This is a genomic window from Streptomyces pratensis (assembly GCF_016804005.1).
GTDB classification, from domain to species: Bacteria; Actinomycetota; Actinomycetes; order Streptomycetales; family Streptomycetaceae; genus Streptomyces; species Streptomyces pratensis_A.
Genome location: NZ_CP051486.1, coordinates 447,674 through 470,905, shown reverse-complemented (window position 1 = coordinate 470,905; position 23,232 = coordinate 447,674). Strand labels below are relative to the sequence as shown.

Below are 23,232 nucleotides of genomic sequence, written 5' to 3'. Positions count from 1 at the left end.
GGTAAGTTACGCTTCGGTAACGTACCGGGGCCGCCCCGCCCTGCACTGGGGGTGACCCTCGGCCGCCCGGTCCTGAGCCGGACGAGGGGTCCTGGCGGGACCGTTTCGAACAGCGCGGCGAGAGCCCTCGGGCTCCTCCGGGGAACGCCGGACGGCCGAGGCGTCGGGCCCGCCGCGCTCCTCCGCATCCGGGCCGTCGGCGTACTGCCGTGTTCCGAGGCCCGGCAGGGCGGTCGCCGACCGGCTTCTGCGCTCATGGGCGCCCCCAGGGGGAGGCGGGTCCGGTCATCTACCGCCGGCCGACGCCCTCGACTCCTTCGCGCCGATGCCCTCGACTCCTGCCGGCCGATGCCCGCGACCGGGTTCCGTCACGCCCTTACGAACCGCACCGGCGTCCCGGGGACCGCCTGCGCCGCCCCCGCCAGCGCGGCCTCGGCGACCACACCCACGACCGGGTAACCCCCCGTCGTCGGATGGTCGTTGAGGAACACCACCGGCATCCCGTCCGGCGGCACCTGGACGGCTCCCAGCACCATGCCCTCGCTGGGCAGTTCGCTCTCCCGTGCGCGCCGCAGGGCGGGGCCCTCCGTGCGCAGCCCGATGCGGTTGCTCCGCTCGGAGACCCGGTACACCGCGGTGGTGAGCGTGCGCAGGGCCGCGTCCGTGAACCAGTCGTCGCGCGGGCCCGCGTGCAGGGGCATCACCAGTTCGGCGGGAGCGCCCGGCCACGGCACGGTGTCGGTGCACGGTGCGCCGCCCGGCCGGCCCAGCGGCAGGACGTCGCCCTCGCGCAGGACCGGCGGGCCGAGCCCCGAGAGCAGGTCGGCGGATCTGCTGCCGAGCACCGGCTCGGGCACCAGGCCGCCCGCGAACGCCAGGTAGCCGCGCACCCCGTGCACCGCGGGCCCGGCCTCCAGCACCGCGCCCACGGGAACACGGACGGGCGCGCCCCATGCGACCGGGCGGCCGTCGACGGTGACCCGGCACCCGGCTCCGCCGACGACGGCGAGCACCGGCCGGGCGCCGGTCACCCGGACGGCGCACCCGGTGAGCGTGGTCTCCAGCACCGCCGCGTCCGGGGCGTTGCCGACGAGCCGGTTCGCCAGCCGCCGGGCGGGCCCGTCCAGCGCCCCGGCCCTGGGCACACCGAGGTGTGCCCAGCCGGAACGGCCCTCGTCCTGCACCGTGGTCAGGGCACCCGCCCTGACGACTTCGAGCCCCCCGCTCATCCGCCCGCCCCCGCCGCCACGAAGCGCACGCGCGCCCCGGGGCCGAGCAGCGCCGCCGGTTCGCGATCCGGGTCCCAGAGCGCCTCCGGCTCCGGCATCCGGCCGATGAGCTGCCAGCCGCCGGGCGAGGGGCGCGGGTAGACCCCGGTGTAGGGGCCGGCGAGGGCCAGCGCCCCGGCCGGCACCCGGGTCCGGGGTGTGGCCCGGCGCGGAACGCTCAGGTGCCCCGGAAGGCCCGTGAGGTAGCCGAAGCCGGGCGCGAAACCGCAGAAGGCGACCCGGAATTCCGTACGGGCGTGGATACGGGGCACCTCGTCGACGGCGACGCCCCACGCCTCGGCCACATCGGCGAGGTCCGGGCCGTCGTAGACGACGGGTATCTCGACGGCCTCGCCCGCTCCCCGGCTCAGCGGCGGCACGGTCCAGGTCCGCAACCGCCCGGCGAGCGTGCGGTCCTCCACGCCGTCCAGCAGGACCGTCCGGGCGCCGGGGACGATCTCGCGTACGCCGGGGAGCTCACCGGCGGCGCGGCGGCGGAGCAGCTCCGCGTGGAAGGCCTCCGTGTCGACGCCTGAGGCCAGCTCCACGAGGAGGGCGCGGGGTCCGGCCTCCAGGACCCGGATGCCGCTCACGCGAACGCCCGCACCCGGACGCCGGCTTCCTCCAGCGCCGTCCGGACGCGCAGGGCGAGCGCCGCGGCGCCCGGAGTGTCGCCGTGGACGCAGAGCGAGCGGGCGGCGACGGCTATCCGGCTCCCGTCCACCCCGGTCACGGCGCCGTCCACCGCCATGCCGACGCTTCGGCGCACGACCTCGTCCGCGTCGTGCACCACCGCTCCCGGCTCGCCCCGGGGCACGAGCGTGCCCTGCGGGGTGTAGGCGCGGTCGGCGAAGGCCTCCTCGACGGCGGTCAGGCCCGCCGCCTCCGCGTACGCGAGCAGCCGCGAACCGGGCAGCCCGAGGACCGCAGGACGGCCACCGGCCAGCAGCACGCCCTCGACGACGGCGGCGGCCTGCTCCTCGTCGCGGACGACGCGGTTGTAGAGGGCGCCGTGCGGCTTCACGTACGAGACCGTGGAGCCGGCCGCCTCCGCGAAGACCCGCAGGGCACCGATCTGGTAGGCGATCTCGGCGGTCAGCTCGGCCGACGGCACGTCCATGGCGCGCCGCCCGAATCCCGCGAGGTCGCGGTAGGAGACCTGCGCCCCGATGCGTACGCCCCGCTCCGCCGCCGTTTCGCAGACCCGCCGCATCACGGAGGCGTCACCCGCGTGGAAGCCGCAGGCCACATTGGCGCTGGTGACACAGGTCAGCAGGGCCTCGTCCTCGGTGAGGGTCCAGCGCCCGAACCCTTCGCCCAGGTCCGCGTTGAGGTCCATCGGCCGCGTCGCACTCGTCAGATCCGTCACGAGCGCACGCTAGCGATCGTTCAACAATCTGACAAGAGCCCGCCCGCCGCCTGAGACACTCGTACGGTTCACTGAGCACTGCGCACCGCGCACAGCTGACGGGATGCCAGGCACACCCTGACCTCCGGGGCGGCAGTCGCGGCGGGCGCGGCAGGCACGACCGTACGACAGGCGCCACACGCGCGACAGGCAGGGGACGGGGCATGGCGGGGACGACGAACGGCGGAAGGGCCGGCGGCACGCCGGATCTCTCGGAACTGGCGGCGCACAGCACCTCCCTGGAGCGGTCCGGCACGGCCGAGCGGGTCGCCGCCGTCCTGCGGGACCGGATCACCGAGGGCTACTTCCCGCCGGGCAGCCGCCTGTCCGAGGAGAGCATCAGCGGCGCCCTGGCCGTGTCCCGCAACACCCTGCGGGAGGCGTTCCGCCTGCTGTCGCACGAGCGCCTCCTGGAGCACCGCCTCAACCGGGGCGTCTTCGTCCGCATCCTGGCCGTGGACGACCTGGTCGACATCTACCGGGTGCGGCTCCTCGTCGAGTGCGCGGCCCTGCGCACCCTGGGAGAGCCCCCGTTCGACCTGACGGCCGTCGAAGCCGCGGTGTCGACGGGCGAGCAAGCCGCACTCCACGACGACTGGCCCGCCTGCTCCACCGCCAACATCCGTTTCCACCAGGCGCTGGCCGGCCTGGCGGACAGCCCCCGCACCGACGAACTGATGCGCAACGTCCTCGCCGAACTGCGTCTGGCCTTCCACGTGATGGCCGACCCCCGCCGCTTCCACGAGCCCTATCTCACCCGCAACCGCGAGATCACGGACAAACTGGCCAAGGGGGACGCGGCCGGCGCCGAGCGGATGCTCGCCTTCTACCTGGAGGACTCCCGGCGCCAGCTGGCGGAGGCCTACGCGCAACGACTCACCGAGCGGTGACCGGGCTCGTTCCACGATGCACACCCGCCTCCCTCACCCTCGAAGCACACGCATTCCGCATCCGACGCGGACATACAAGAACAGGACGCAGCCCCTCACCCTGACGCTCCGTCGATTCCGATCGATGCAGCTCACACTCTTATGGAATTGTTGAACAAGACCCTGCGGTCTCGCGTACCAACCCCCGTCCGACCAGGACCGCGCACCGTCACGTGCCTGCGCGGAAGAAGGCCGACGCGTGATCGTTCTCCTCGGCGTGCTCGTGGTGATCCTCGGATGCCGTGCGCGCGGGGCGCACGTCCTACCCTCGGCGTATGAGCGACAGCGCCCCCGGCACATCCGACAGCGCCACCTCCGGAAGCGGCACCTCCGAGAGCCCGCACACAGGCGGCGCACTCCACGGCCGCTGGCGCGAGACCCTGCTCGCCGCACGCGGCGGGCCCGGCCCCGACCCGGACCCGTACGCCGACGCCCTCCTCGCGCGCTGGGCCGAACCCCAGCGGCGCTACCACACCACCGCACACCTGGCCCAGGTCCTGGCCCGCGTCGACATCCTGGCCGGTCACGCCTCGGACCCGGACCTGGTGCGCCTCGCCGCCTGGTTCCACGACGCGGTCTACCGCCCGGACCGCTCGGAGAACGAGGAGCGCAGCGCCGCCCTCGCCGAACGCGCCCTCCCCGAGGCCGGTGTCCCCGGCGCGGCCACAGCCGAGGTCGCCCGGCTGGTCCGGCTCACCGTCACACACGACCCGGCGGACGGCGACACCAACGGAGAGGTGCTCTGCGACGCGGATCTCGCGATCCTGGCGGCGGCACCCAAGGAGTACGCGGAGTACGCGGCACAGGTGCGCGAGGAGTACGGCTTCGTACCGGACGAGGCGTTCCGCGAGGGGCGGGCCGCCGTCCTGCGGCAGCTGCTGGAGCTGCCCCGGCTGTTCCGCACGCCTCACGGGGTGGAGGAGTGGGAACCGAGGGCCCGGCAGAACCTGACGACGGAGCTGGAGCTGCTCACCCGCTGAGCCGCTCACCTCCGCGGCGGCCCACCCCTTGAGACAGGGGAATGACAGGGACGAAAGCATGGTTGGCCACTGTCATGCCCGACTCTGTTTCCAGCCGTCCCCGTATGCCCATGGCCGTCTACATCCTCGGCCTCTCGGTCTTCGCCCTCGGTACCAGTGAGTTCATGCTGTCCGGGCTGTTGCCGCCCATCGCCGAAGACATGGACGTGTCGATCCCGCAGGCCGGACTCCTCATATCCGCCTTCGCGATCGGCATGGTGGTGGGCGCCCCGCTGCTCGCCGTCGCCACGCTGCGACTGCCCCGCCGCACGACTCTCATAGCGCTCATCACCGTCTTCGGGCTGGGCCAGATCGCGGGAGCGCTGGCACCGACGTACGAGGTGCTGTTCGTCTCCCGGGTGGTGAGCGCGCTGGCGTGCGCAGGCTTCTGGGCGGTGGGCGCCGCGGTGGCCATCGCGATGGTGCCGGTGAACTCGCGGGCCAGGGCGATGGCCGTGATGATCGGCGGGCTGTCGATCGCGAACGTGCTGGGTGTGCCCCTGGGCGCGTTCCTCGGCGAGAGCTTCGGCTGGCGTTCCGCGTTCTGGGCGGTGGGCGCTGCGTCCGCCGTGGCACTGGTCGGTGTCGTCACGCGCATCCCCCGCATTCCCGTGCCGGACGAGAAGCCGCAGCTCAGGCGGGAGGTCGCGATCTACCGGGACCGTCAGGTGTGGCTGTCCATCGTGATCACCGCCCTCGCGGCGGGCGGCGTGTTCTGCGCCTTCAGCTATCTCGCGCCGCTGCTGACGGACGTGGCGGGGCTGAGTTCGAGCTGGGTGCCCTGGGTGCTCGGGCTGTTCGGCGTCGGCGCGCTGATCGGTACGACCATCGGCGGCCGGGTCGCAGACGCGCACCTCTTCGGCGTACTGCTGAGCGGCATCAGTGCGTCGACGGTCTTCCTGGTTGCGCTGGCCCTGTTCGCGTCGAACCAGGTCGCCGTCGTCGTCCTGGCGTTCCTGCTGGGGCTGTCCGCGTTCTACACGGCCCCGGCGCTCAACGCCCGGATGTTCAACGTCGCGGGTGTGGCCCCGACCCTGGCGGGCGCGACGACCACGGCCGCGTTCAACCTGGGCAACACGAGTGGCCCGTGGCTGGGCGGCACGGTGATCGACGCGGACTTCGGCTTCCGGGCCACGGCCTGGGCGGGCGCCGCGATGCTGGTGCTCGGCCTGGTCGCCGTGACGGTCTCGATGCGGCTGCGCGGCGACGGCACGCCGTCCCGCCGGGTCGCGGGAGCACCGGCGCACGCCGCGGCGACCGGCCCGGCCGGGAAAGACCCCGAAGCGGTGGCGTCACCCCTCGACCCGGCCTGTACCCCCGAAAGGGCCTGAGCAGGACGCCACCGTGCGCGGGCTCGCGGCTCACATCCGCGGGCTCACACCTCCCGGCTCATCGCCCGCTTCTGCGGACAGCCGCGAACGGCTGGGGTTCTGAACCGAGGGCGGCCGACGTGCCGAGAACGGTGAGTCCGCTCCGGTCGCCGACCACGGTCCGCGCCGTGTTCTCCGAGAGTTCCGTTCCCGCGGGCTGCGGCAGCCCCAGCATCGTCCACCGGTCCCCGGCGGTACCGTTCACGCTCCCGGAGGCCGCCGGGTCCCGCTGCCAGGCGATCGCCTCGCGCCGCTCGCCCAGCGTCTGACCGACGACGACGATGCCGTGCCCCGGGACCGGGGCCACGCCGTAGAGCCGCGCGTTGACGTCCGGGACCGCCGCCCTGCGCCACTTCCTGCCGTCGTGGCGCGCCACGAGGGCCCGGGTCGTTCCGTCGGCCGGGGACCAGTCCTCGCCCACCAGCCAGACCCCGCCCCCCGGTGTGACGGAGAGTCCGTGCGCGTGTCCGGGCCGGTCCGTCACGCCGGGAGCGGTGGCCTTGCTCCAGGACGTGCCGTCGTAGTGCATGAGGAGCGGACCACCGCTTTCGCCGTCGTATCCGGCGGCCCAGACGTCTTCGGCGGACACCGCCTGCACGGCGTTCAGGTACCAGTAGTCGCCCGGCAGCTCGGGCAGCGGCATGTCACGCCACGCGGTCCCGTCGAAGTGCCTGGCGATCCCCGCGTGCCTCGACTCGGTGATCCAGCCGCCCTTCTCCTCGTTCCAGGTGCGCGACACCTCGATCTGCGCGAAGCCCACGGCCCAGGTGCCGTCGGACCCGGTGTCCACGTCCAGCAGCGACGCGGCTTCAGCCTTCTCCGGCGGGCCCGCCGGGATGACGTTCCACCGGGTGCCGTCGTAGTGCTGGGTGTAGATCCGTCCGTCGAGGACGGACGTGTCGTCCCCCACCAGCCACACGTCGCCGGGGCCTCCGGCGTCGATCGCGTTGACCCGGCTGTTCACGGTGGAGGCTGCTTCCGTGGCCGCCTCGACGGGGGTCCACTCCTCGCCGGCTCTTCCGCGCTCCGCGACCACCGGGGTGAAGCGGGTCGCCTTGCCCTCCTTGCGGACGGTGAATCCAGCGGCCCAGGTGCGCCCCTGCCCCACGCTCACGGCCCCGACGAGGTTGGCGTCGGTGAACGGCAGCTGCTGGGCCGACCAGGTGGGTGCGGTGCCGGGGCTTCCTCCCTGCGCCGTCGCGGGCAGGGGTGTGAGCAGGACGGCGGACATGGCCGCCAGGGCGGCGGTGGAGCGGAGAAGCGACCGGCGGGTGGGCTCGGGCATGCGGTGGTTCCTTCCGGGTTCTGGGTCTCACCCGGTAAGTGCGGCGGGTCACCCTCCACGTTGCACCGCTGCGCCCCTTTCTCCGGATCGCACCGACGGCCGTCAGCGTGGGGCGGGTCCCGGAGCAGGCCGGGGAGCAGACCCTGGAGCAGGCCGGGGAGCGGGCCGCCCCTTCGGGCGCCGCAGTCCCGCGTCGGTGAGCCGGCGCACGATCTCCTTCGAGCCGACCTCGCGCGCCCCGGCGCGCACCGCGTCCGCGTAGCGCGCCTCGGGGATGTCGTAGTGGTCGCGCTCGAAGGCGCGGGGCGGGCAGCCGATCGCGGCGGCGAAGGCGTGCAGTTCCGCGAACGACTCGTCGCTGACGAGGTGCGACCACATGCGGCCGTGCCCCGGCCAGGTCGGCGGGTCGATGTAGACGGTCACCGGCCGAGCACCTCGGCCAGCGATCCCACCGGTGCGACGGAAACGGTCGCCTTCGTGCAGACCCAGTGCGGATCGGGGCCGAGCTCCGGCTCGACGTCCAGTGCGTGCGGCCCCTCCTCCGTGCACACCGGGCACAGCGGCCAGCGCCCGTGCTGTTCCAGGAGAGCGTCCTGGACGTCCTGCGCCACGAGCCCCGTGACGAAGGACACGCCTTCGGGCCACTGCTCGACCCACCACCGCCGGTGGGCCACCGCGTCCTCGACCATCGAGACGATCCCGGCGTCCGCCACATCACCCGCGACGAGGTCGGCCATCACCAGTGCACGCGCGGTGTGCAGCTCCTGCTCCAGGCTGTTCAACTCCATGGCCCCATTGTCCCCCGTCACCCGGACGGGGGAGCTTGATCCTTCAGAGGTAGGGACCAAAGGGGGGTTGACGGGATTCACCCGTGAAAATATCTTTCAAATGTGACCAATGATGTGAAGGAAAGTTTCAACCCGGACTCCCCGCCCGCCCCCGCTGCTCTCGCGGCCAAGGTACGGACCCTCGCTCCGTCCATGACCCGCTCCATGCAGCGCGTCGCAGAGGCTGTCGCGGGGGACCCCGCCGGATGTGCCGCCCTCACCGTCACCGGTCTCGCCGAACTCACCGGCACCAGCGAGGCGACCGTCGTCCGCACGGCCCGCCTCCTCGGCTACCCGGGCTACCGCGACCTGCGCCTCGCGCTCGCCGGACTCGCCGCTCACCAGCAGTCCGGCCGGGCACCCGCCGTCACGGCCGACATCGCGGTCGACGACCCCATCGCGGACGTCGTGGCGAAGCTCGCCTACGACGAGCAGCAGACCCTCGCCGACACGGCCGCCGGACTGGACACCGTGCAGCTCGGGGCGGCCGTGTCCGCCGCCGCGACCGCGCGCCGCATCGACATCTACGGCGTCGGCGCGTCCTCCCTCGTCGGCCAGGACCTGGCGCAGAAGCTGCTCCGCATCGGTCTGATAGCCCACGCCCACATGGACCCGCACCTCGCCGTGACCAACGCGGTGCAGCTCCGCTCCGGCGACGTGGCCATCGCCATCACGCACTCGGGCTCCACCGGCGACGTCATCGAGCCGCTCCGGGTCGCCTTCGACCGCGGCGCGACGACGATCGCGATCACCGGCCGCCCTGACGGACCGGTCTCGCAGTACGCCGACCACGTCCTGACGACGTCCACAGCCCGGGAGAGCGAGCTGCGGCCCGCCGCCATGTCGAGCCGCACGAGCCAGCTCCTCGTCGTCGACTGCCTCTTCATAGGGGTCGCCCAGCGGACCTACGAAACGGCCGCACCCGCACTGGCCGCCTCCTACGAGGCGCTCGCCCACCGTCACACCCCCCGCAGCCGCTGACCCCGGCAGCCCCGCACCCGCACCCGCGAACCGTACGAGAAAGCAGAGCCCCGTCCATGACCTCCACCACCGACGCGAACGCCGACGCGACCGACTCCGGCGGCTACGGCGAACTGCGTGCCCAGCTCGACACCCTCACCACGGAGGCGTTCCGGCCGGAGCTCGCCGAGATCGACCAGCTGCCGACCCGGGAAATAGCCCGCATCATGAACGGCGAGGACACCACCGTGCCCGCCGCCGTGGCCGAGAAGCTGCCTCAGATCGCCGCAGCGATCGACGCCACCGCCGAGCGCATGGCGCGTGGCGGCCGGCTGATCTACGCGGGCGCCGGCACCGCCGGCCGTCTCGGGGTGCTCGACGCCAGCGAGTGCCCGCCCACCTTCAACACCGACCCGTCCGAGGTCATCGGCCTGATCGCGGGCGGCCCCTCCGCCATGGTGAAGGCCGTCGAGGGTGCCGAGGACAGCAAGGAGCTGGCCGCCGCCGACCTCGACGGCCTGGGCCTCACCGCCGACGACACGGTGGTCGGCATCTCCGCCTCCGGCCGCACCCCGTACGCCATCGGGGCCGTCGAACACGCCCGCGCCGAGGGCGCGCTCACCATCGGCCTCTCCTGCAACGCGGACTCCGCGCTCGCCGCGGCGGCCGAGCACGGCCTGGAGATCGTCGTCGGTCCCGAGCTGCTCACCGGCTCCACCCGTCTCAAGGCGGGCACGGCTCAGAAGCTCGTCCTGAACATGCTCTCGACGATCACGATGATCCGGCTGGGCAAGACGTACGGGAACCTCATGGTCGACGTACGCGCTTCCAACGAGAAGCTGCGCGCCCGCTCCCGCCGGATCGTCTCCCTCGCCACCGGCGCCTCCGACCAGGAGATCGAGGCGGCGCTGACCGCCACCGACGGCGAGGTGAAGAACGCCATCCTCACCATCCTCGGTGGGGTGGACGGCCCCACTGCCGCCACGCTCCTGGCCGATTCCGAAGGCCACCTCCGCGCCGCCCTCGCGGCCGTCCGAACCACCTGACGCACCACTCCCCGCACAGCAAGGCACCACGCACATGGCTACTGAAGACAAGAACCGCGCCACTGCCGCCGCGATCCTGCCGCTTGTCGGTGGCGCCGCGAACGTCAGCTCGATCGCCCACTGCATGACCCGGCTCCGGCTGGGCCTGCACGACCGCTCCCTCGTCGACGACGAGGCCCTGAAGGCGGTACCCGCCGTGATGGGCGTGGTCGAGGACGACACCTACCAGATCGTCCTCGGCCCCGGCACCGTCGCCCGGGTCACCCCCGAGTTCGAGCAGCTGGTCGAGGAGGGCCGGGCGTCCGGGACCCCCGGGCCCGTCCACACGGCCGAGGAGCTGGCCGACAAGGGTGCGGCCATCAAGGCGCAGCAGAAGACGAAGAACTCCACCCCGTTCAAGCTGTTCCTGCGCAAGATCGCGAACATCTTCGTCCCGCTGATCCCCGCCCTGATCGGCTGCGGCATCATCGCCGGCCTCAACGGCCTGCTGGTGAACCTCGGCTGGCTGACCTCGGTGACCCCCGCCCTCGCGGCGATGGCCTCCGGCTTCATGGCTCTGATCGCGGTCTTCGTCGGCTACAACACGGCGAAGGAGTTCGGCGGTACGCCGATCCTCGGCGGAGCCGTCGCGGCGATCATCGTCTTCCCCGGCGTCGCGAACATCGACGCCTTCGGCCAGACCCTCTCCCCCGGCCAGGGCGGCGTCCTCGGTGCGCTCGGTGCGGCGGTCCTCGCCGTGTACGTCGAGAAGTGGTGCCGCCGCTGGGTGCCCGAGGCGCTGGACGTCCTGGTCACCCCGACGCTCACGGTTCTGATCTCCGGCCTCGTCACGATCTTCGGCCTGATGTACGTGGCCGGCGAGGTCTCCTCGGCCATCGGTACGTTCGCCGACTGGCTGCTGTCCACCGGCGGCGCGGGCGCGGGCTTCCTGCTCGGCGGCTTCTTCCTGCCCCTGGTGATGCTCGGCCTGCACCAGGCCCTGATCCCGATCCACACGACGCTGATCGAGCAGCAGGGCTTCACGGTCCTCCTGCCGATCCTCGCGATGGCAGGAGCCGGCCAAGTCGGCGCGGCGGCCGCGGTCTACCTCCGCCTTCCCCGGAACGAGTCGATCCGCAAGACCATCAGGTCCGCCATGCCCGCAGGTCTGCTGGGCGTCGGCGAACCCCTGATCTACGGCGTCTCGCTCCCGCTGGGCCGTCCGTTCATCACCGCCTGTGTGGGCGGCGCGTTCGGCGGCGGCTTCGTGGGCCTGTTCAACCAGCTCGGTGACTCCGTGGGCTCCACGGCCATCGGCCCGTCCGGCTGGGCCCTGTTCCCGCTCCTGGACGGCAACCACGGCCTCGGCTCCACGATCGCGATCTACGCGGGCGGCCTGGTGGTCGGTTACGTCGCGGGATTCGTCGCCACGTACTTCTTCGGCTTCAGCAAGGCACTGCTGACGGAGTTCAACGTCTCCCAGGAACCCGCCCCCTCGACGGTCGCGGCCACCGGCCCGGCCGCCTCGTCGGGCGGCACCCCGGCGAAGGAACCAGCCGGAGTCTGACCGCCGGCTTCCGACGACGGCACCCCCGCACGCATCGTGCGGGGGTGCCGTCGTCGGCCGTGCGGGGCCATCGCGAAACGGTCACGGGACAGCCGCGAACTTTTCCTCACGAACACGTGTGTGTAGGCAATTGATTGCAGGGCACCAGATGTCTCGGAGGTTGATAACAATGGTTCCCCTGCTTCTCGTTCTTCTGCTCGCCCTGATCCTTTTCGGTGCCGGTTTCGCACTCAAGGCACTGTGGTGGATCGCGGTGATCGTACTCGTGGTCTGGCTCATCGGATTCTTCGTCCGTCCGGCGGCCGGTGGCGGCAAGCGCGGCCGGTGGTACCGCTGGTAGACGACCCCGACCAGCAAGAACGCGGGTGGCTCAGGACCTTCGGGTCCTGAGCCACCCGCGTTCTTGCTGCGCTCACAGAATTCTCCATGTGTGGACCGGAATAGCGTGGGCAGCCGATGAGTGAGCGGCAATCATCTTCATTGCGAGGATATTCGCCGTGCCGAATGAACCGTCGAGGAAGGAGCCATTCATGAGCGACAACCTGTGGGGTTACAAGCCCACGAGCGGTCACACCGCCGGCACCGACCTGACCGGATTCTCGGTCGAGGCGACGGACGGCAGCATCGGCAAGGTCGACAAGCACTCCGACGAGGTGGGCTCAGCCCACCTGGTCGTCGACACCGGGGTCTGGATCTTCGGGAAGGACGTCCTCATTCCGGCAGGCACGGTCAAGGGCATCGACATCGAGCACAGGACGATATTCGTCGACCTGACCAAGGACCAGATCAAGGGCTCCCCGGAGTTCGACAAGCACAAGCATGCGGGCGACCCCGGCTATCACGCCCAGGTCGGCGGCTACTACGACGGCTACCGCATCATGTGATCCGGACGCACCGCGCCCGGAGGCGGGGCCGGCTCCCCTCGTGGAGCCGGCCCCGCTGTCAGGTGTGCCCGGGCCCCGCCCGTGGCCGCCGTCCCTGGCGGTGCACGGCGGCCCCGTTGAGCGGCTGGGGCCTTCGTCGGACTGGAGCGGTACGGGCCCCGGCACACCGTTCCACACCATGGGTCCCGCCGCCGCGGGCGAGGCGGCCCGGATGCTCCGCGTCCCTCAGGGCGGGCAGGCCCCCGAGACGTGGTGGGCAGACAGCCTCGACCTGTTCGCCGAGGAGCGGCTGCGCCACTACCTGACCGTGCGGGTGGGCAGTTGGGGCGACGAGGTGGTGCTCACGGTCTTCAGCCGCGTGCAGATGCAGGGCGGGCTGCTGTTCCTGGAGTCGCGGGCCTTCCTGCTCCCGCCGATCGCACGCGCCTATCACCGCATCGACGACATACTTCCCCCGAGGGACCTCAGAGGCTGGGCCGAACTGGTCGGCCCGGCGTTCACCTCGGTGTTCTCCGCGGTCACCGACTCCCTGAGCGATCTCCTGGCACCCTCGCGCACGAAGGCACGGACCGCACGCTCCAGACACTGGTACGAACGCATGTGCGCGACCGACCGCCCGGTCGACCACGGCCCCGCGTACTCGATCCGCGAGCTGGCGGCGGAGCCTCGGTTCCAGCAGCTCTTCCAGGAGATGGACGTCAGCCGCTTCCTGACGAGCATCAGGACCAGGACTCTGACGGCGGTGCGCAACAGCCTGAGGGACGCGGGTTACCGCACGAGCGAGTACGACGCCCGCACCACGGTCCTCCTCGACCGCTCCGTGCACATCGGTGGAGCAGTCCACGGGAATGTCCAGACGGGCGACAACAGCACGGCCGAGTTCGTCGCCCACGCACCCGCGCGGGCCGAGGACGAGGAGCCGGAAGAGGTCGTGCGGCTGCGGGCGGCCGTCGAGGAACTCCGCGCCCGCATCCGCGCCCTGGACCCGGCCGAGCTGCCCGACACCGAGGGTTCGGCCGCCGAGTCGGCACTCGCCGAGGTGGAGGACTCCCTGCCCGGGGCCGACGAAGCCGGTTAGGGCCGTGTGCGGAACGCGTTCTTCACCGTGATCGGCGCGCTGGCGTCGGCCGCCTCGCTCTCGGAGTCCGTCAGGGCTCTGCGCGAAGCGGCCGCCCCCTGGTTCTGAACGCCCCTGGACGCCTGTCGGACCGGGAAGCCGTCGGATTGGGAAGTCGTCAGGCCCGGGAAGCCGTCGGACCGGGAAGTCGTCAGGCCCGGAAGCCGTCGGTCCGGGAAGCCGTCAGACGGGGAAGTCGTCCGTGGGCAGGGTGACGTCGAAGGGGTCCGCCAGCAGGAGCGGCTTACCGAAGGGCGCGAGGTCGGAACGTTTGTACGTTCCGTCCTCGTTCGGCTCGGTGAACAGCGTCGCCATCGCCCCACGGGTGTCGAACCTGTCGATCAGCAGGTACATCGGGACTCCCGCCCGCGCATAGGCGCGGTACTTCTTCGTCCTGTCGTCCCGGGCGTTCCCCTTGGAGGTGATCTCGACGATCAGCAACGCCTCCGAAGCGTCCATCGGGTCACTGGTCTCCGGGTCGGCGGCTGCGATCAACTCTGTCGGCATCACCACGAGGTCCGGGACGTACAGCTTGTCGAGAGGCGCGACGTGCACACCGAGCGTCTGGTAGATCTCCAGTTCCTCCGGCAGATTCACGTAGAGCCTTCGCTGCACCTTCGCGGCGATGCCGTTGTGGTGCGCATGAGGCGGCGGTACCAAGACGATCTGCCCTTCGTCGATCTCGGCGCGCCACCCCTCGGGCACGTCCAGTTCCTGCCAGGTGCGCAGCAGGTAGTCCCACGGGCGGCCTTCAGAGCCCTGATCGCTTTCGACCATCGCGGCGGTCATCGCAGGTCCCTCCTCCTGTGGCCGTACGTGGGAGCGTAGATCGACTTCCTCGCGGCGTACCGCCGCTCCCACCAGCGTCCCACGATCGTGTGACGCCCGCAGCGACCTCTCCGCAGGTGTCCCCGCGCTCATCGAGGAGCCGGCCGAGGAACCGGACGCCGGTCCTCCGGCATCCCACTCCCCAGACGCCGGTCTTTGATCACCAGAGCGTCCACGGACGGTGAGAGGCGGTAGACATGACGAGCGGCCAGGCGAGTGGCGACAGTGCACACGGATCGGCCGGGGACGAGGAGCGGTGGGCGGGTGGAGCGCCCGGTCCGCGACCCGGCGTCGCACGCACCGCACTTGCCGTCATGCGCCGCGACGGGGGCCGCCTGTACGGCCGGGCGGCACGAGTCGCGGGGCTGGCCGCACTGGGCGGACTGCTGGTGACCGTCGTGGGCTTCCTCGCCGCCTGGCCCGCGTTCGCCGAGATACGGCGGGGTGCGGTGCAGGCCCGTCTCGACGAGGACTCCTACGCCCCCGACGGCAGCCTCGTGAACACCATGTGGCTCATCCTGCTCGCCTGCCTGCCGGTCCTGATCCTGCTGCTGCACCTGGGATGCACCGCCCTACAGACGGCGTGCGCCCGAGCCGCGGCCGAACCGGGAGAGAGCGGCCCGCACGGCCGTTTCCGTACGGTCCTGGGCGTGTACGTGCTGCGCGGGGTGCTCGTGTGGGCCCCGTTGGTGACCGGCATCCTGGTGGAGGAGTACTTCACCACCACCACGTTCAGGGAGTACACCGCGATCGTCCCGAAATGGGAGCACCCCAACCTTTTCGTCCTGCTGCACTACGGCCCCCCGCTGCTGGGCCTGGCGTTGACGCTGCTCCTCCGGTTCGGCTGGGCCCTGGCCCCCGCCACGGCCGCGACGGAGGGCCTCGCGCCCCTGGCCGCGCTACGCCGCTCCTGGTCACTGACCTGGGACCGGGCCACTGCCTGGTTCCGCACGGTTGCCGTCGCCCTGCCCCTGGCCGGGCTCACCGTAGGCATGTACGTGCTGCTCCAGTTCCTCGCCCGGCCACTGCGCCCCGGCACGGTCTCCCTCTTCCGGGAATGGGGCCCGGACAACACCTACGCCGCCTACGTCGCCGGGAACCTCGCCCCGATCGCCGTCGCCCTGCTGCTCGCCGGCGCCCTGACCCTCCCGCCGGCGCACACCACCCTCGCGATACTCCAGCGGCGGCTCGCCCTGACCGGCGGGCGGCGGGCGGCGGTCACCAGGGCGTGACCGCCGTGAGGACCTCGCGACAGCTCAGGACGGCAACCGCCCCTCCCTGTTGATCTCCGTCACCCGCGCCCGCAGCACGACCCCCGGGGAGGCCGGACGGACGGCTTCCGGCGGGCAGTCCCACTCCGCGCCGCCGCCCGGCGGGCGCAGTTGTACGTACGGCCCGACGCGGCCCATCACCCGGCCGACCCTGCCGTCCCTGCCGTCCACCGCGAAGGTGCCGGGCTCCGGCATACACGGCTCCAGTCCTTCAACTGTCATGAGCGGCCTTCGCTTCGAGCTGTGCGCTCAGCCGCAGCGCGGTCTCGACCGAGCACCGGCCGAGGTCGACGAGCGGCGCCGGCTCGTCACCGGCGCACGACACCGGATCGATCCGCAGAGACGGCAGCTTCACACCGACCCCTGCGAGCCCGGCCCGCAGCCGGGCCACCGTGTCCTCCGCGGCCCGCACTCTGCCCGCTGCCTCTTTGCGCCGTTCCGTAGCCGTCATCATGATCTTCCCCATTTCCACGCTGAGTAGCGGTTATGCCTACACAGCGTGGCCAATTCGTCGCCGCTGTGGAAGACGCGCAGTTCCGGCACCCGCACGTGTGCCACGGGGAGTCGCCCTGCCCGGACCGAGGAAGCTCGACCCGTCGCCCTCGCCCCGGGCCCTTCTCGGCGCCGAACTCCGCCGGCGGAGGGAAGGATCGGGCCTTTCGCAGGAGGATCCCGGCACCCCACTGTTCGTCAGCGGCTCCTTCATCGGCAGTACGAACCGAGCCGGACGGCCGACGGCCTCCCCGGCACGCCGACACCTCGCCGCGCGCGCAACGACTTTCGTCGTCCCGCGCAGCGACCAATGGCTACAGCGGCGTCCTGCCGGGAGTCTCTACCGTGGGCGCGTGACTCGTGTGGATTCCATGGCCCCCGCAACCTCCGCTCCTCCGGCATCGACGGTGAGGACGCGTCTGGCGTCCTGGTCGGCCGTACCGGGGCGGGCCCTCCTCGCTCCCGGGATGTGGCCGACCCCGCGCATCGTGGGCGAATCGTTCCTGAGCCTGGCCCTCGCGCTTCTGGCGGTGGGCGCCGGTCTCGCGGACGACAAGAGCACGGCGCAGGCCGTCGGCATCGGGCTGGCGGCCGGGCTGTTGTCGCTCCTGCGCCGGGGCCTGCCCGCCTCCACGCTGCTGGCGACCGCGGCCGGCTCCGCGCCGTTCTTCGGTTTCGCGCCCCTGCTGCTCGTCGTCGCCTGGTCGGCGGGTCGGCGGATAGACGGTTTGGGCAAGGCGGGCGGGGTCTTCGGCCTCGCCTACGGTCTCTCCCTCGGCCTGTCCGTCGCCCTGGAACCGCACGTGTCGATCGAACTCCTGGCAATCGCCGGGATGTTCATGCTGGTCGCGATCCTCGTGCCGGGACTGGCGGGGCGCTACTGGTCGCAGCGCCGGACACTGACCGACACCCTCCACGAGTACAACGCCCAGCTCCTGCGCGAACGGGAGATGATCTCCGGCCAGGCCAGGATGCTGGAACGTCAGCGCATCGCACAGGACATGCACGACAGCCTCGGCCACCAACTCGCACTGATCGCGGTGCACACCGGTGCGCTGGAGGTGGACCGCGAGCTGACCGGGCAGCAGCGCGAGGCCGTCGGTGTGCTGCGTGAGGCGTCGGTGGCCGCGATGCACGAACTGCGCGACGTCGTGGGCGTGCTGCGGGACGGGGCCGACGCCCCCCGCCCGGCGCAGGGCGCCGGCGCGGGCGGCGAGGACCCGGGGCCCCCGTCCCGTGGGGTGGCCGGCATCGAGAACCTGGCCGATACGTCCCGGAAGGCGGGCGCCCACGTGGAGATCCGGTGCTCGGGCGAGGCGCGTACGCTCGCGCCGACCGCCGACCACGCGGCGTACCGAGTGGTCCAGGAGGGCCTGACCAACGCCCACAAGCACGCTCCGGGGGCCTCGATCACCATCGGCCTGCGCTACGAGCCGGACTCGCTGGTCGTGGAGGTCGCCAACGGCCCGGTGCCCACGCCGGCGAGCAGCGGTGTGGCGAGCGGATGCCAGGGGCTGGCCGGCCTTGAGGAGCGGGCCCGGCTCGTCGGCGGCATGGTGCACGCGGGCCCCACTGCGAACGGCGGGTTCCGGCTGGCGGGCGTGCTGCCGTACACGTCGTCGGGTGACGGCTTCCCGAGCCCGCCGCCCGGCGACGCGACGCCGACGTTCGTCGCGACGACGAACGACTTTCGGGCGCAGAACTCGGCGGGCCCCGCGGGTGACAGTGATCCGGTCATCGACTGGAACGGTCTCCCTAAGGAGTTGGCCAAGGCAGTGAACAGGACCAAGAGGAGCAACGGCATAGCCATCGGGTGCGGAGCGGTGGCTCTGGTCGCCGTCGTGCTGGTGATCGGAGTGGTCATCGCGGGAGTCTTCATCGTCCGTGAGGCGGACAAGGCGATGATCGACCCCGAGCAGTACGACGCGGTGACGATCGGTCAGTCCGAGAAGTCGGTGCGCGGGAAACTGCCGCAGGGGGACTCGTTCCTGAACACAGGCCCCGGCGACGGCGCTCCGCCGGTGCCCGCCGGGGCGACGTGCCTCACCCTGCTCTCCTCGGACTTCGGGAGCAGCTGGGACGCCGAGCCGGTGTTCCGGTTCTGCTTCAAGGACGGCGAGCTGATCGAGAAGAAGTCCTTCGAGACCACTTGAGGCGGCACGGGCCCGGAGGCGGGAATCCGGGGCCGGTCGGGGATGATGGCCTGGTGCCCGCAGAGATGACCGCTCAGGACCGTTCAGGAGAGTCGTGATCAGGGTTCTTGTGACGGACGACGAGCCGCTCATCCGGGCGGGCATCAGGATGATCCTGTCCTCGGCGGACGACATCGACGTGGTGGCGGAGGCGGCGAACGGCCGAGAGGCCGTCGAACTCGCCCGCGCCCAGCGGATCGACGTCGCGCTGCTGGACATCCAGATGCCGGTCATGGACGGGCTGACCGCCCTGGCCGAGCTGCGCCGGACAGCCCCTCAGGTGCGGGTGCTGATACTGACGACGTTCGGGGAGCGGCACAACGTGCTGCGGGCCCTGACCGAGGGCAGTGCCGGCTTCCTGCTGAAGGACTCGGCGCCCGCGGAGCTCATGCGGGCCGTGCGGGCGGCCGCCGGCGGGGAGGCGTATCTCTCGCCGGGCGCCACGCGGCACGTCGTGGACTCGCTGGCCTCCGGCGGGACCACGCGGCGCGCGGAGGACGCCCGCCGCCGGCTGGAGAAGCTGACGGCCCGTGAGCGTGAGGTCCTGGCCCTCCTGGGCGAGGGCTTGTCCAACGCGGACGCCGGCCAGCGGATCCACATGAGCGAGGCCACGGTGAAGGCTTACGTGAGCCGCATCCTCGCCAAGCTGGAGTGCGAGAACAGGGTGCAGGCCGCGCTGCTGGCGCGGGACGCCGGCCTGGGTGTGTGACGCGGGCCCGGCTGCGTGACACCGGCCCGGCTGCGGGACGCGGGCCCGGGTGCGTGACGCGGGCCCGGGTGCGTGACACCGACCCGGATGCGGGACGCGGGTCGTCTCAGACCACCTGGATCACGTGCTTCCCGCGTACGCCGCCCGCCTCCAGCGCCCGGTGTGCGGCGGCGATCCCGGAGAGCGGGTGGACGGTGTCCACCACGGGGCGGATCGCGCCGCTCTCCACGTAGGCGGCCAGCTTGGCGAAGAGGTCGTGCTTCGGATTGCCGCTGAAGAAGCGGACCCGGCGGGAACCGTGGACCGAGGAGGCCAGCAGATAGGAGAGGCTCGCGGCCGGGCGGTCGATGTCGAAGGCGATGGAGACCATGCGTCCGCCGGGAGCCAGCAGCTTCCGGAAGGCCCGGTGTTCGGTGCCGACGGTGTCCAGGACGACGTCGAAGGGCCGCAGGTCCTCAGGCCCCGTCGTCGTGTAGCTGTAGGCCTCGTCGGCCCCCAGTTCCCGTACGAAGTCGAGGTTCCTCCCGCCGGCCAGCGCGGTCACGTGCGCTCCGAAGGCCTTGCCGAGCTGGACGGCGACGCTGCCCACGCCGCCCGCGCCGCCCCGCACCAGCAGCCGCTCCCCCGGCTTCAGCCGAGCCTCGGTCTCCAGCGCGGTGACGGCGGTCGTCCCGGCGGGCAGCGACGCGGCCTCGACGAGGGAGATGTTCTCGGGGGCGTAGGAGAGCCGGCCCGGCCGGACCGCGACGTACTCGGCGGCACTGCCGAATCTGCGGCCCAGGAGTCCCCACACCCGGTCGCCCTCGTGCAGCCCCTTCACCGCGCCGTCCACCCGGGCGATCTCGCCCGCGAAGTCCATCCCCGTACGCAGGGGGAAGCGGCGGCCCGTCACGAGGCGGACGCGTCCGGCCCGGCCGTACAGCTCACCGCCGTTGACGCTCGCCGCGTGGACGCGGACCAGCACCTCGCCCCGCTGGAGCTCCGGCACGGGGACCCGGCCCTCGTACAGCACCTCGGGGGGCCCGTACCGGTCGTAGAGCGCTGCGCGCATATCGTCCATACGTCCCACGCTAAACGGGTAAGTGGATGACACCCTCCATTTGGACCGAAGTGAGAAACATGCCTGCTCAGCCTTCTCAGAAGCCCCCGGAGACCCTGCGCGCGGACGCCCGGGAGAACCGCGAGCGCATCCTCACCGCCGCTCGCGAGGCATACGCGCTCCACGGGATCGACGTGCCCATGGCGGCGATCGCCCGGCGGGCGAAGGTCGGGGTCGCCACGCTCTACCGGCGGTTCCCGACGCGTGCCGCGCTGGTGTCCGAGGCGTTCGCCGAACAACTCGCCCACTGTGTCGCGGTCCTCGACGAAGGGCTGGCGGATCCGGACCCGTGGCGCGGCTTCTGCTCGGTCGTCGAGAACGTCTGCATGATGCAGGCGACGGAGCGGGGCTTCACCGAGGCGTTCCTGTCCCAGTTCCCCGAGCACGCCGAATACGCCGAGGAGCGCGCCCGCGCCGAGGAAAGCCTGGCCCTGCTGATCCGGCGGGCCAAGGACAGCGGCCGGCTGCGGCCGGACTTCGACGTCCACGACATCACGCTGGTGATGCTGGCCAACTGCGGTGCCACCGCAGGGGCGGGCGACGACGCCCCCGCCGCGTCCAGGCGCCTGGTCGCCTACCTCCTCCAGTCCTTCCGCGCCGGGGCGACGGCCCCGCTGCCGCCTCCCGCGCCTCTGGGACTCGACCGGATCCCCGCGTAGGCGACCCCACGCGCCGCCTCCGCCACGTGGCGCAGGCCACATTTTCCCGTGTCACAGATCGACGGGGAGCTTGCGTCCCGTGGGCGTCGTCAAGAAGCGAGAGAAGGCGGAAGCGATGAGCGCACGCAAGACGAACCAGCGGGCCGGACCGCGTGATGGCCACGGTCACCTTCGACTTCGACGCCGATGGGCGGATCTCCGCCATCCACAACGTCGCCAACCCCGACAAACTGCGGGCTGTCGACAAGGACGGGCGGCACTCGATCCGGACGCGCTGAGCACCGGCGGACCGGCCACCGGCCCGAAGGGTGAACGACCCGGGCCCGCCGGACGATCCGCCGCAGGACGGGCCCCGGCACGCGGTGACGCACGGGGCTCGCGAGCGGTGCGGCAGACCCCGTGACGCGAGGTTCCCTGCCTGTTACGGGCGCTGGACCTTCCAGTCGGCCACGTCCTGCGCGCGGTTGGAGTAGGCGTTGGTGCAGACGTCGTACTTGCCGCCCGACGGGCCGCCGCCGTTGGTCTCCAGGAAGCCGCCGTTGTCGGCGTAGAGGTTCCACAGGTGGATGACGTCACCGGGGCGGATGTTCCCGTCGGCGGGCGTGGACCTGCGCGCGGTGATGCGCCAGCGGCCGGTGCCGGGTGCGCGGTCCTGGTCCTTCGACGTGGAGACGTTGTACTTGGCACCCGCGTTGCGCTGGTCCGCCGAGGCGTGGCCGTTGGTGTCGAGGTAACCGCCGTCCCCGCCGTAGAGGTTGCGCAGCTGGATCACGTCGCCGCTGACGACCGGGGTACCGGCGGCCTTACCGGTCGGCGAAAGGACCTCCCAGGTGCCGGTCCCCTCCCCGCGCGTGGGGGAATCGGCGGTCGAGACGGCGTACTTGCCGCCGGAGTCGCTGCTGTGGCCGTTGCTGTCCAGGTAGCCGCCCGCCCAGCTGTTGTAGCCGTTCTGCAGGTGGATCTTGTCGCCGTACTTCAGCTCGTTCGCCACGGTCACTCCTGTGAGGGTCGGTCGACGGCATGCGGGTGCCCCTGCCTCCGGACCTGCTGGTCAGGGCGCCGTCACCGGCCATCCTGGCGATCTCGCACCGCGCCACGCCCGGCCTCGCGGGGGACACCATCCGATCGGGGACGCGGGCCGCCCGCGTTGACCCCGGGGCTCAAGCCACGGACTCCGAGCGCTCTTTCCAGGGAATGGTTGGCGGGCCTCTTCCCACCCACCCACCCTCCCCACCTGCCCAGTTGACCGTTTGTGACCGACTTGCGACGGACCGTCGCGACGCTCTAGCGTGCGGACACAAGACGACCCCCGTCGGTGCGGGAACACCGGACAGGGGTCTGACCAACGAGATCGACTAGTGAAGGAAAGCGATCTGATGGCTGTCGACCAGCTTAGTGCCGCCCCCTCCTCCCCCCACGTGCTCCCGCACCCCATGGCGAACCCCGGTTACGGCAAGCGTTCCGCCCCGGACCAGCGCCCGCGCGGTGAGCGCGACTTCTCGCACCTGCCGCCCCGTGAGGCCGCCGTGGCCGCGTACATCGACCGGCTGCCGGACGGCTCCGACATCTCCGTGAAGACGCTGGCCAAGTGGCTCCCGTACGGGCAGTGCGCCCTGCGGACCGCGCTCAACAGGCTCCAGGCGGCCGGACACCTGCGCCGGGGCAGCGAGTGCCTCGCCACCGACGAGGTCATGCTCTGGGTGACCCGGACGTTCTTCTCCCGGACCGCGCGCGACGACGACTGGTGGGCCGCCTTCGTCCGGGGCGACGTCCCGCAGGAGACGCGCCGACAGCCCACCCGGTCCCGGGCCTTCGTCCTGCTCGCCGCCCTGGGGCGCACCGCGCCCGCGCTGAGCCTGTCGGCGGCGGAATGCGCGAGCCTGGAGCCGCAGGTCGGCGAGTGGTTCGAGCGTGGCGCCACGGAGGCGGAGCTGCTGCGCGCACTGACCGACGGGCTTCCCGTACCGGTCCATCACGCGGCCTCGCTGATCCGCAGGCGGCTGACCGACAAGCTGCCCCCGCACCGGCCGGCTCCGGAACGGCGGACGGCACTGCTCAGCCTGGAATGCGGCGAATGCCGTGCGCCGGGCAGTCCCGAGGCCCTGCGCGGCGGGCTCTGCGGACCGTGCAGGGGCGAGGCGGTGAACGCGCCCGCCTGCCCGCCCGGAGCCGTGCCCACCCAGGGCGTACGCGAGCGGGTGGCCGCGGTCCGGGCAGGACTCGTCCCCCGGCCGGAGCGGACCGGACACGCCCGGGGCGTACGGAACAGGCGCTGAGGCACACCTCGGAGCCGCGTACGGCTCGGACCCGGGCACGGCACCCC

At 72.0% G+C, this 23,232-nt stretch carries 25 protein-coding genes and 1 pseudogene; 15 read left to right on the top strand and 11 right to left on the bottom strand.

All coding sequences use genetic code 11. The features are described 5' to 3' along the window. Positions 1–368: 368 nt before the first annotated feature. Genes HED23_RS02280 through HED23_RS02270 form a run of 3 tightly spaced genes read right to left on the bottom strand, consistent with a single transcriptional unit; the run spans position 369 to position 2,607 of the window. The gene (locus tag HED23_RS02280; RefSeq protein WP_203181765.1) at positions 369–1,229 is read right to left on the bottom strand and encodes a biotin-dependent carboxyltransferase family protein; all 861 of its coding nucleotides are present in this window, start codon (positions 1,227–1,229) and stop codon (positions 369–371) included. Further along, entirely contained in the window at positions 1,226–1,861 is a 636-nt protein-coding gene (locus HED23_RS02275) for a 5-oxoprolinase subunit B family protein (RefSeq protein WP_203181764.1), read from the bottom strand. The genes HED23_RS02280 and HED23_RS02275 overlap by 4 nt, the downstream gene beginning before the upstream one ends. Next, entirely contained in the window at positions 1,858–2,607 is a 750-nt protein-coding gene (locus HED23_RS02270; RefSeq protein WP_203187323.1) for a LamB/YcsF family protein, read from the bottom strand. Before HED23_RS02270 ends, HED23_RS02275 begins: the two co-directional genes overlap by 4 nt. A gap of 233 nt (positions 2,608–2,840) precedes the next feature. Here HED23_RS02270 and HED23_RS02265 point away from each other — a divergent pair, with 233 nt between their 5' ends. From HED23_RS02265 to HED23_RS02255, 3 genes are all read left to right on the top strand, one after another. Beyond that, positions 2,841–3,566, top strand: a complete 726-nt coding sequence (locus tag HED23_RS02265) for a GntR family transcriptional regulator (protein ID WP_203181763.1) — start codon at positions 2,841–2,843, stop codon at positions 3,564–3,566. Positions 3,567–3,880: 314 nt separating this feature from the next. Beyond that, positions 3,881–4,585, top strand: a complete 705-nt coding sequence (locus HED23_RS02260; protein ID WP_238441816.1) for a hypothetical protein — start codon at positions 3,881–3,883, stop codon at positions 4,583–4,585. A gap of 104 nt (positions 4,586–4,689) precedes the next feature. Next, the gene (locus HED23_RS02255; RefSeq protein ID WP_238442237.1) at positions 4,690–5,955 is read left to right on the top strand and encodes a Cmx/CmrA family chloramphenicol efflux MFS transporter; all 1,266 of its coding nucleotides are present in this window, start codon (positions 4,690–4,692) and stop codon (positions 5,953–5,955) included. A gap of 58 nt (positions 5,956–6,013) precedes the next feature. Here HED23_RS02255 and HED23_RS02250 read toward each other — a convergent pair whose 3' ends face one another. The 3 genes from HED23_RS02250 to HED23_RS02240 all read right to left on the bottom strand — a co-directional run bounded on the left by HED23_RS02250 (position 6,014) and on the right by HED23_RS02240 (position 8,067). Further along, a complete protein-coding gene (locus HED23_RS02250; protein WP_203181762.1) occupies positions 6,014–7,279 on the bottom strand; it encodes a hypothetical protein in 1,266 nt (421 codons plus the stop codon). A gap of 102 nt (positions 7,280–7,381) precedes the next feature. Continuing rightward, a complete protein-coding gene (locus HED23_RS02245; protein WP_203181761.1) occupies positions 7,382–7,702 on the bottom strand; it encodes a DUF4031 domain-containing protein in 321 nt (106 codons plus the stop codon). Next, positions 7,699–8,067: a hypothetical protein gene (locus HED23_RS02240; protein ID WP_203181760.1), complete on the bottom strand. Its 369-nt coding sequence runs from the start codon at positions 8,065–8,067 to the stop codon at positions 7,699–7,701. Before HED23_RS02240 ends, HED23_RS02245 begins: the two co-directional genes overlap by 4 nt. 102 nt (positions 8,068–8,169) lie before the next feature. Here HED23_RS02240 and HED23_RS02235 point away from each other — a divergent pair, with 102 nt between their 5' ends. The 6 genes from HED23_RS02235 (at position 8,170) to HED23_RS02210 (ending at position 13,620) form a co-directional block, all read left to right on the top strand. Further along, positions 8,170–9,087 carry a MurR/RpiR family transcriptional regulator gene (locus HED23_RS02235; RefSeq protein ID WP_203181759.1) on the top strand — a complete coding sequence of 306 codons (918 nt, stop codon included), beginning with the start codon at positions 8,170–8,172 and terminating at the stop codon, positions 9,085–9,087. A 56-nt stretch (positions 9,088–9,143) separates the two neighbouring features. Then, positions 9,144–10,112, top strand: coding sequence for an N-acetylmuramic acid 6-phosphate etherase (gene murQ / locus HED23_RS02230; RefSeq protein ID WP_203181758.1), 969 nt, complete (start codon positions 9,144–9,146; stop codon positions 10,110–10,112). Positions 10,113–10,146: 34 nt separating this feature from the next. Continuing rightward, positions 10,147–11,658 carry a PTS transporter subunit EIIC gene (locus HED23_RS02225; protein WP_203181757.1) on the top strand — a complete coding sequence of 504 codons (1,512 nt, stop codon included), beginning with the start codon at positions 10,147–10,149 and terminating at the stop codon, positions 11,656–11,658. A 169-nt stretch (positions 11,659–11,827) separates the two neighbouring features. After that, a complete protein-coding gene (locus tag HED23_RS02220) occupies positions 11,828–11,998 on the top strand; it encodes a hypothetical protein (protein WP_031093367.1) in 171 nt (56 codons plus the stop codon). Between the two features lie 190 nt (positions 11,999–12,188). Further along, a complete protein-coding gene (locus tag HED23_RS02215; RefSeq protein ID WP_203181756.1) occupies positions 12,189–12,542 on the top strand; it encodes a PRC-barrel domain-containing protein in 354 nt (117 codons plus the stop codon). A 178-nt stretch (positions 12,543–12,720) separates the two neighbouring features. Continuing rightward, a complete protein-coding gene (locus HED23_RS02210; protein WP_238441815.1) occupies positions 12,721–13,620 on the top strand; it encodes a hypothetical protein in 900 nt (299 codons plus the stop codon). A gap of 222 nt (positions 13,621–13,842) precedes the next feature. Here the strand turns inward: HED23_RS02210 and HED23_RS02200 are convergent, their stop codons facing one another. Further along, positions 13,843–14,448 (bottom strand): Uma2 family endonuclease, encoded by a 606-nt coding sequence (locus HED23_RS02200; RefSeq protein ID WP_203181755.1) that lies wholly within the window; start codon positions 14,446–14,448, stop codon positions 13,843–13,845. A 236-nt stretch (positions 14,449–14,684) separates the two neighbouring features. Between HED23_RS02200 and HED23_RS02195 the strand changes: the two genes are divergently transcribed. Further along, complete coding sequence (locus tag HED23_RS02195) at positions 14,685–15,719, top strand: hypothetical protein (protein WP_203181754.1); 1,035 nt, start codon at positions 14,685–14,687, stop codon at positions 15,717–15,719. 24 nt (positions 15,720–15,743) lie between these two features. Here HED23_RS02195 and HED23_RS02190 read toward each other — a convergent pair whose 3' ends face one another. Beyond that, the gene (locus HED23_RS02190) at positions 15,744–15,953 is read right to left on the bottom strand and encodes a hypothetical protein (protein WP_238441814.1); all 210 of its coding nucleotides are present in this window, start codon (positions 15,951–15,953) and stop codon (positions 15,744–15,746) included. A gap of 16 nt (positions 15,954–15,969) precedes the next feature. Further along, on the bottom strand, positions 15,970–16,212 hold the full coding sequence (locus HED23_RS02185) for a hypothetical protein (RefSeq protein WP_203181752.1): 243 nt from the start codon (positions 16,210–16,212) through the stop codon (positions 15,970–15,972). 505 nt (positions 16,213–16,717) lie between these two features. Between HED23_RS02185 and HED23_RS02180 the strand changes: the two genes are divergently transcribed. Together HED23_RS02180 and HED23_RS02175 are read left to right on the top strand one after the other, a co-directional pair. Beyond that, positions 16,718–18,403 (top strand): sensor histidine kinase, encoded by a 1,686-nt coding sequence (locus HED23_RS02180; protein ID WP_203187321.1) that lies wholly within the window; start codon positions 16,718–16,720, stop codon positions 18,401–18,403. Positions 18,404–18,497: 94 nt separating this feature from the next. Beyond that, the gene (locus HED23_RS02175; protein ID WP_203181751.1) at positions 18,498–19,151 is read left to right on the top strand and encodes a response regulator; all 654 of its coding nucleotides are present in this window, start codon (positions 18,498–18,500) and stop codon (positions 19,149–19,151) included. Positions 19,152–19,257: 106 nt separating this feature from the next. Here the strand turns inward: HED23_RS02175 and HED23_RS02170 are convergent, their stop codons facing one another. Further along, positions 19,258–20,211 (bottom strand): NAD(P)-dependent alcohol dehydrogenase, encoded by a 954-nt coding sequence (locus HED23_RS02170; RefSeq protein ID WP_203181750.1) that lies wholly within the window; start codon positions 20,209–20,211, stop codon positions 19,258–19,260. A 59-nt stretch (positions 20,212–20,270) separates the two neighbouring features. Here HED23_RS02170 and HED23_RS02165 point away from each other — a divergent pair, with 59 nt between their 5' ends. Next, the gene (locus HED23_RS02165) at positions 20,271–20,909 is read left to right on the top strand and encodes a TetR/AcrR family transcriptional regulator (protein WP_203181749.1); all 639 of its coding nucleotides are present in this window, start codon (positions 20,271–20,273) and stop codon (positions 20,907–20,909) included. Positions 20,910–21,046: 137 nt separating this feature from the next. Next, a pseudogene (locus tag HED23_RS02160) lies at positions 21,047–21,187 on the top strand (RNA polymerase subunit sigma-24); the annotation flags it as partial. A 143-nt stretch (positions 21,188–21,330) separates the two neighbouring features. Here the strand turns inward: HED23_RS02160 and HED23_RS02155 are convergent. Next, a complete protein-coding gene (locus HED23_RS02155; RefSeq protein ID WP_203181748.1) occupies positions 21,331–21,900 on the bottom strand; it encodes a hypothetical protein in 570 nt (189 codons plus the stop codon). Positions 21,901–22,342: 442 nt separating this feature from the next. Here HED23_RS02155 and HED23_RS02150 point away from each other — a divergent pair, with 442 nt between their 5' ends. After that, positions 22,343–23,185: a hypothetical protein gene (locus HED23_RS02150; protein ID WP_238441813.1), complete on the top strand. Its 843-nt coding sequence runs from the start codon at positions 22,343–22,345 to the stop codon at positions 23,183–23,185. Positions 23,186–23,232: the final 47 nt, after the last annotated feature.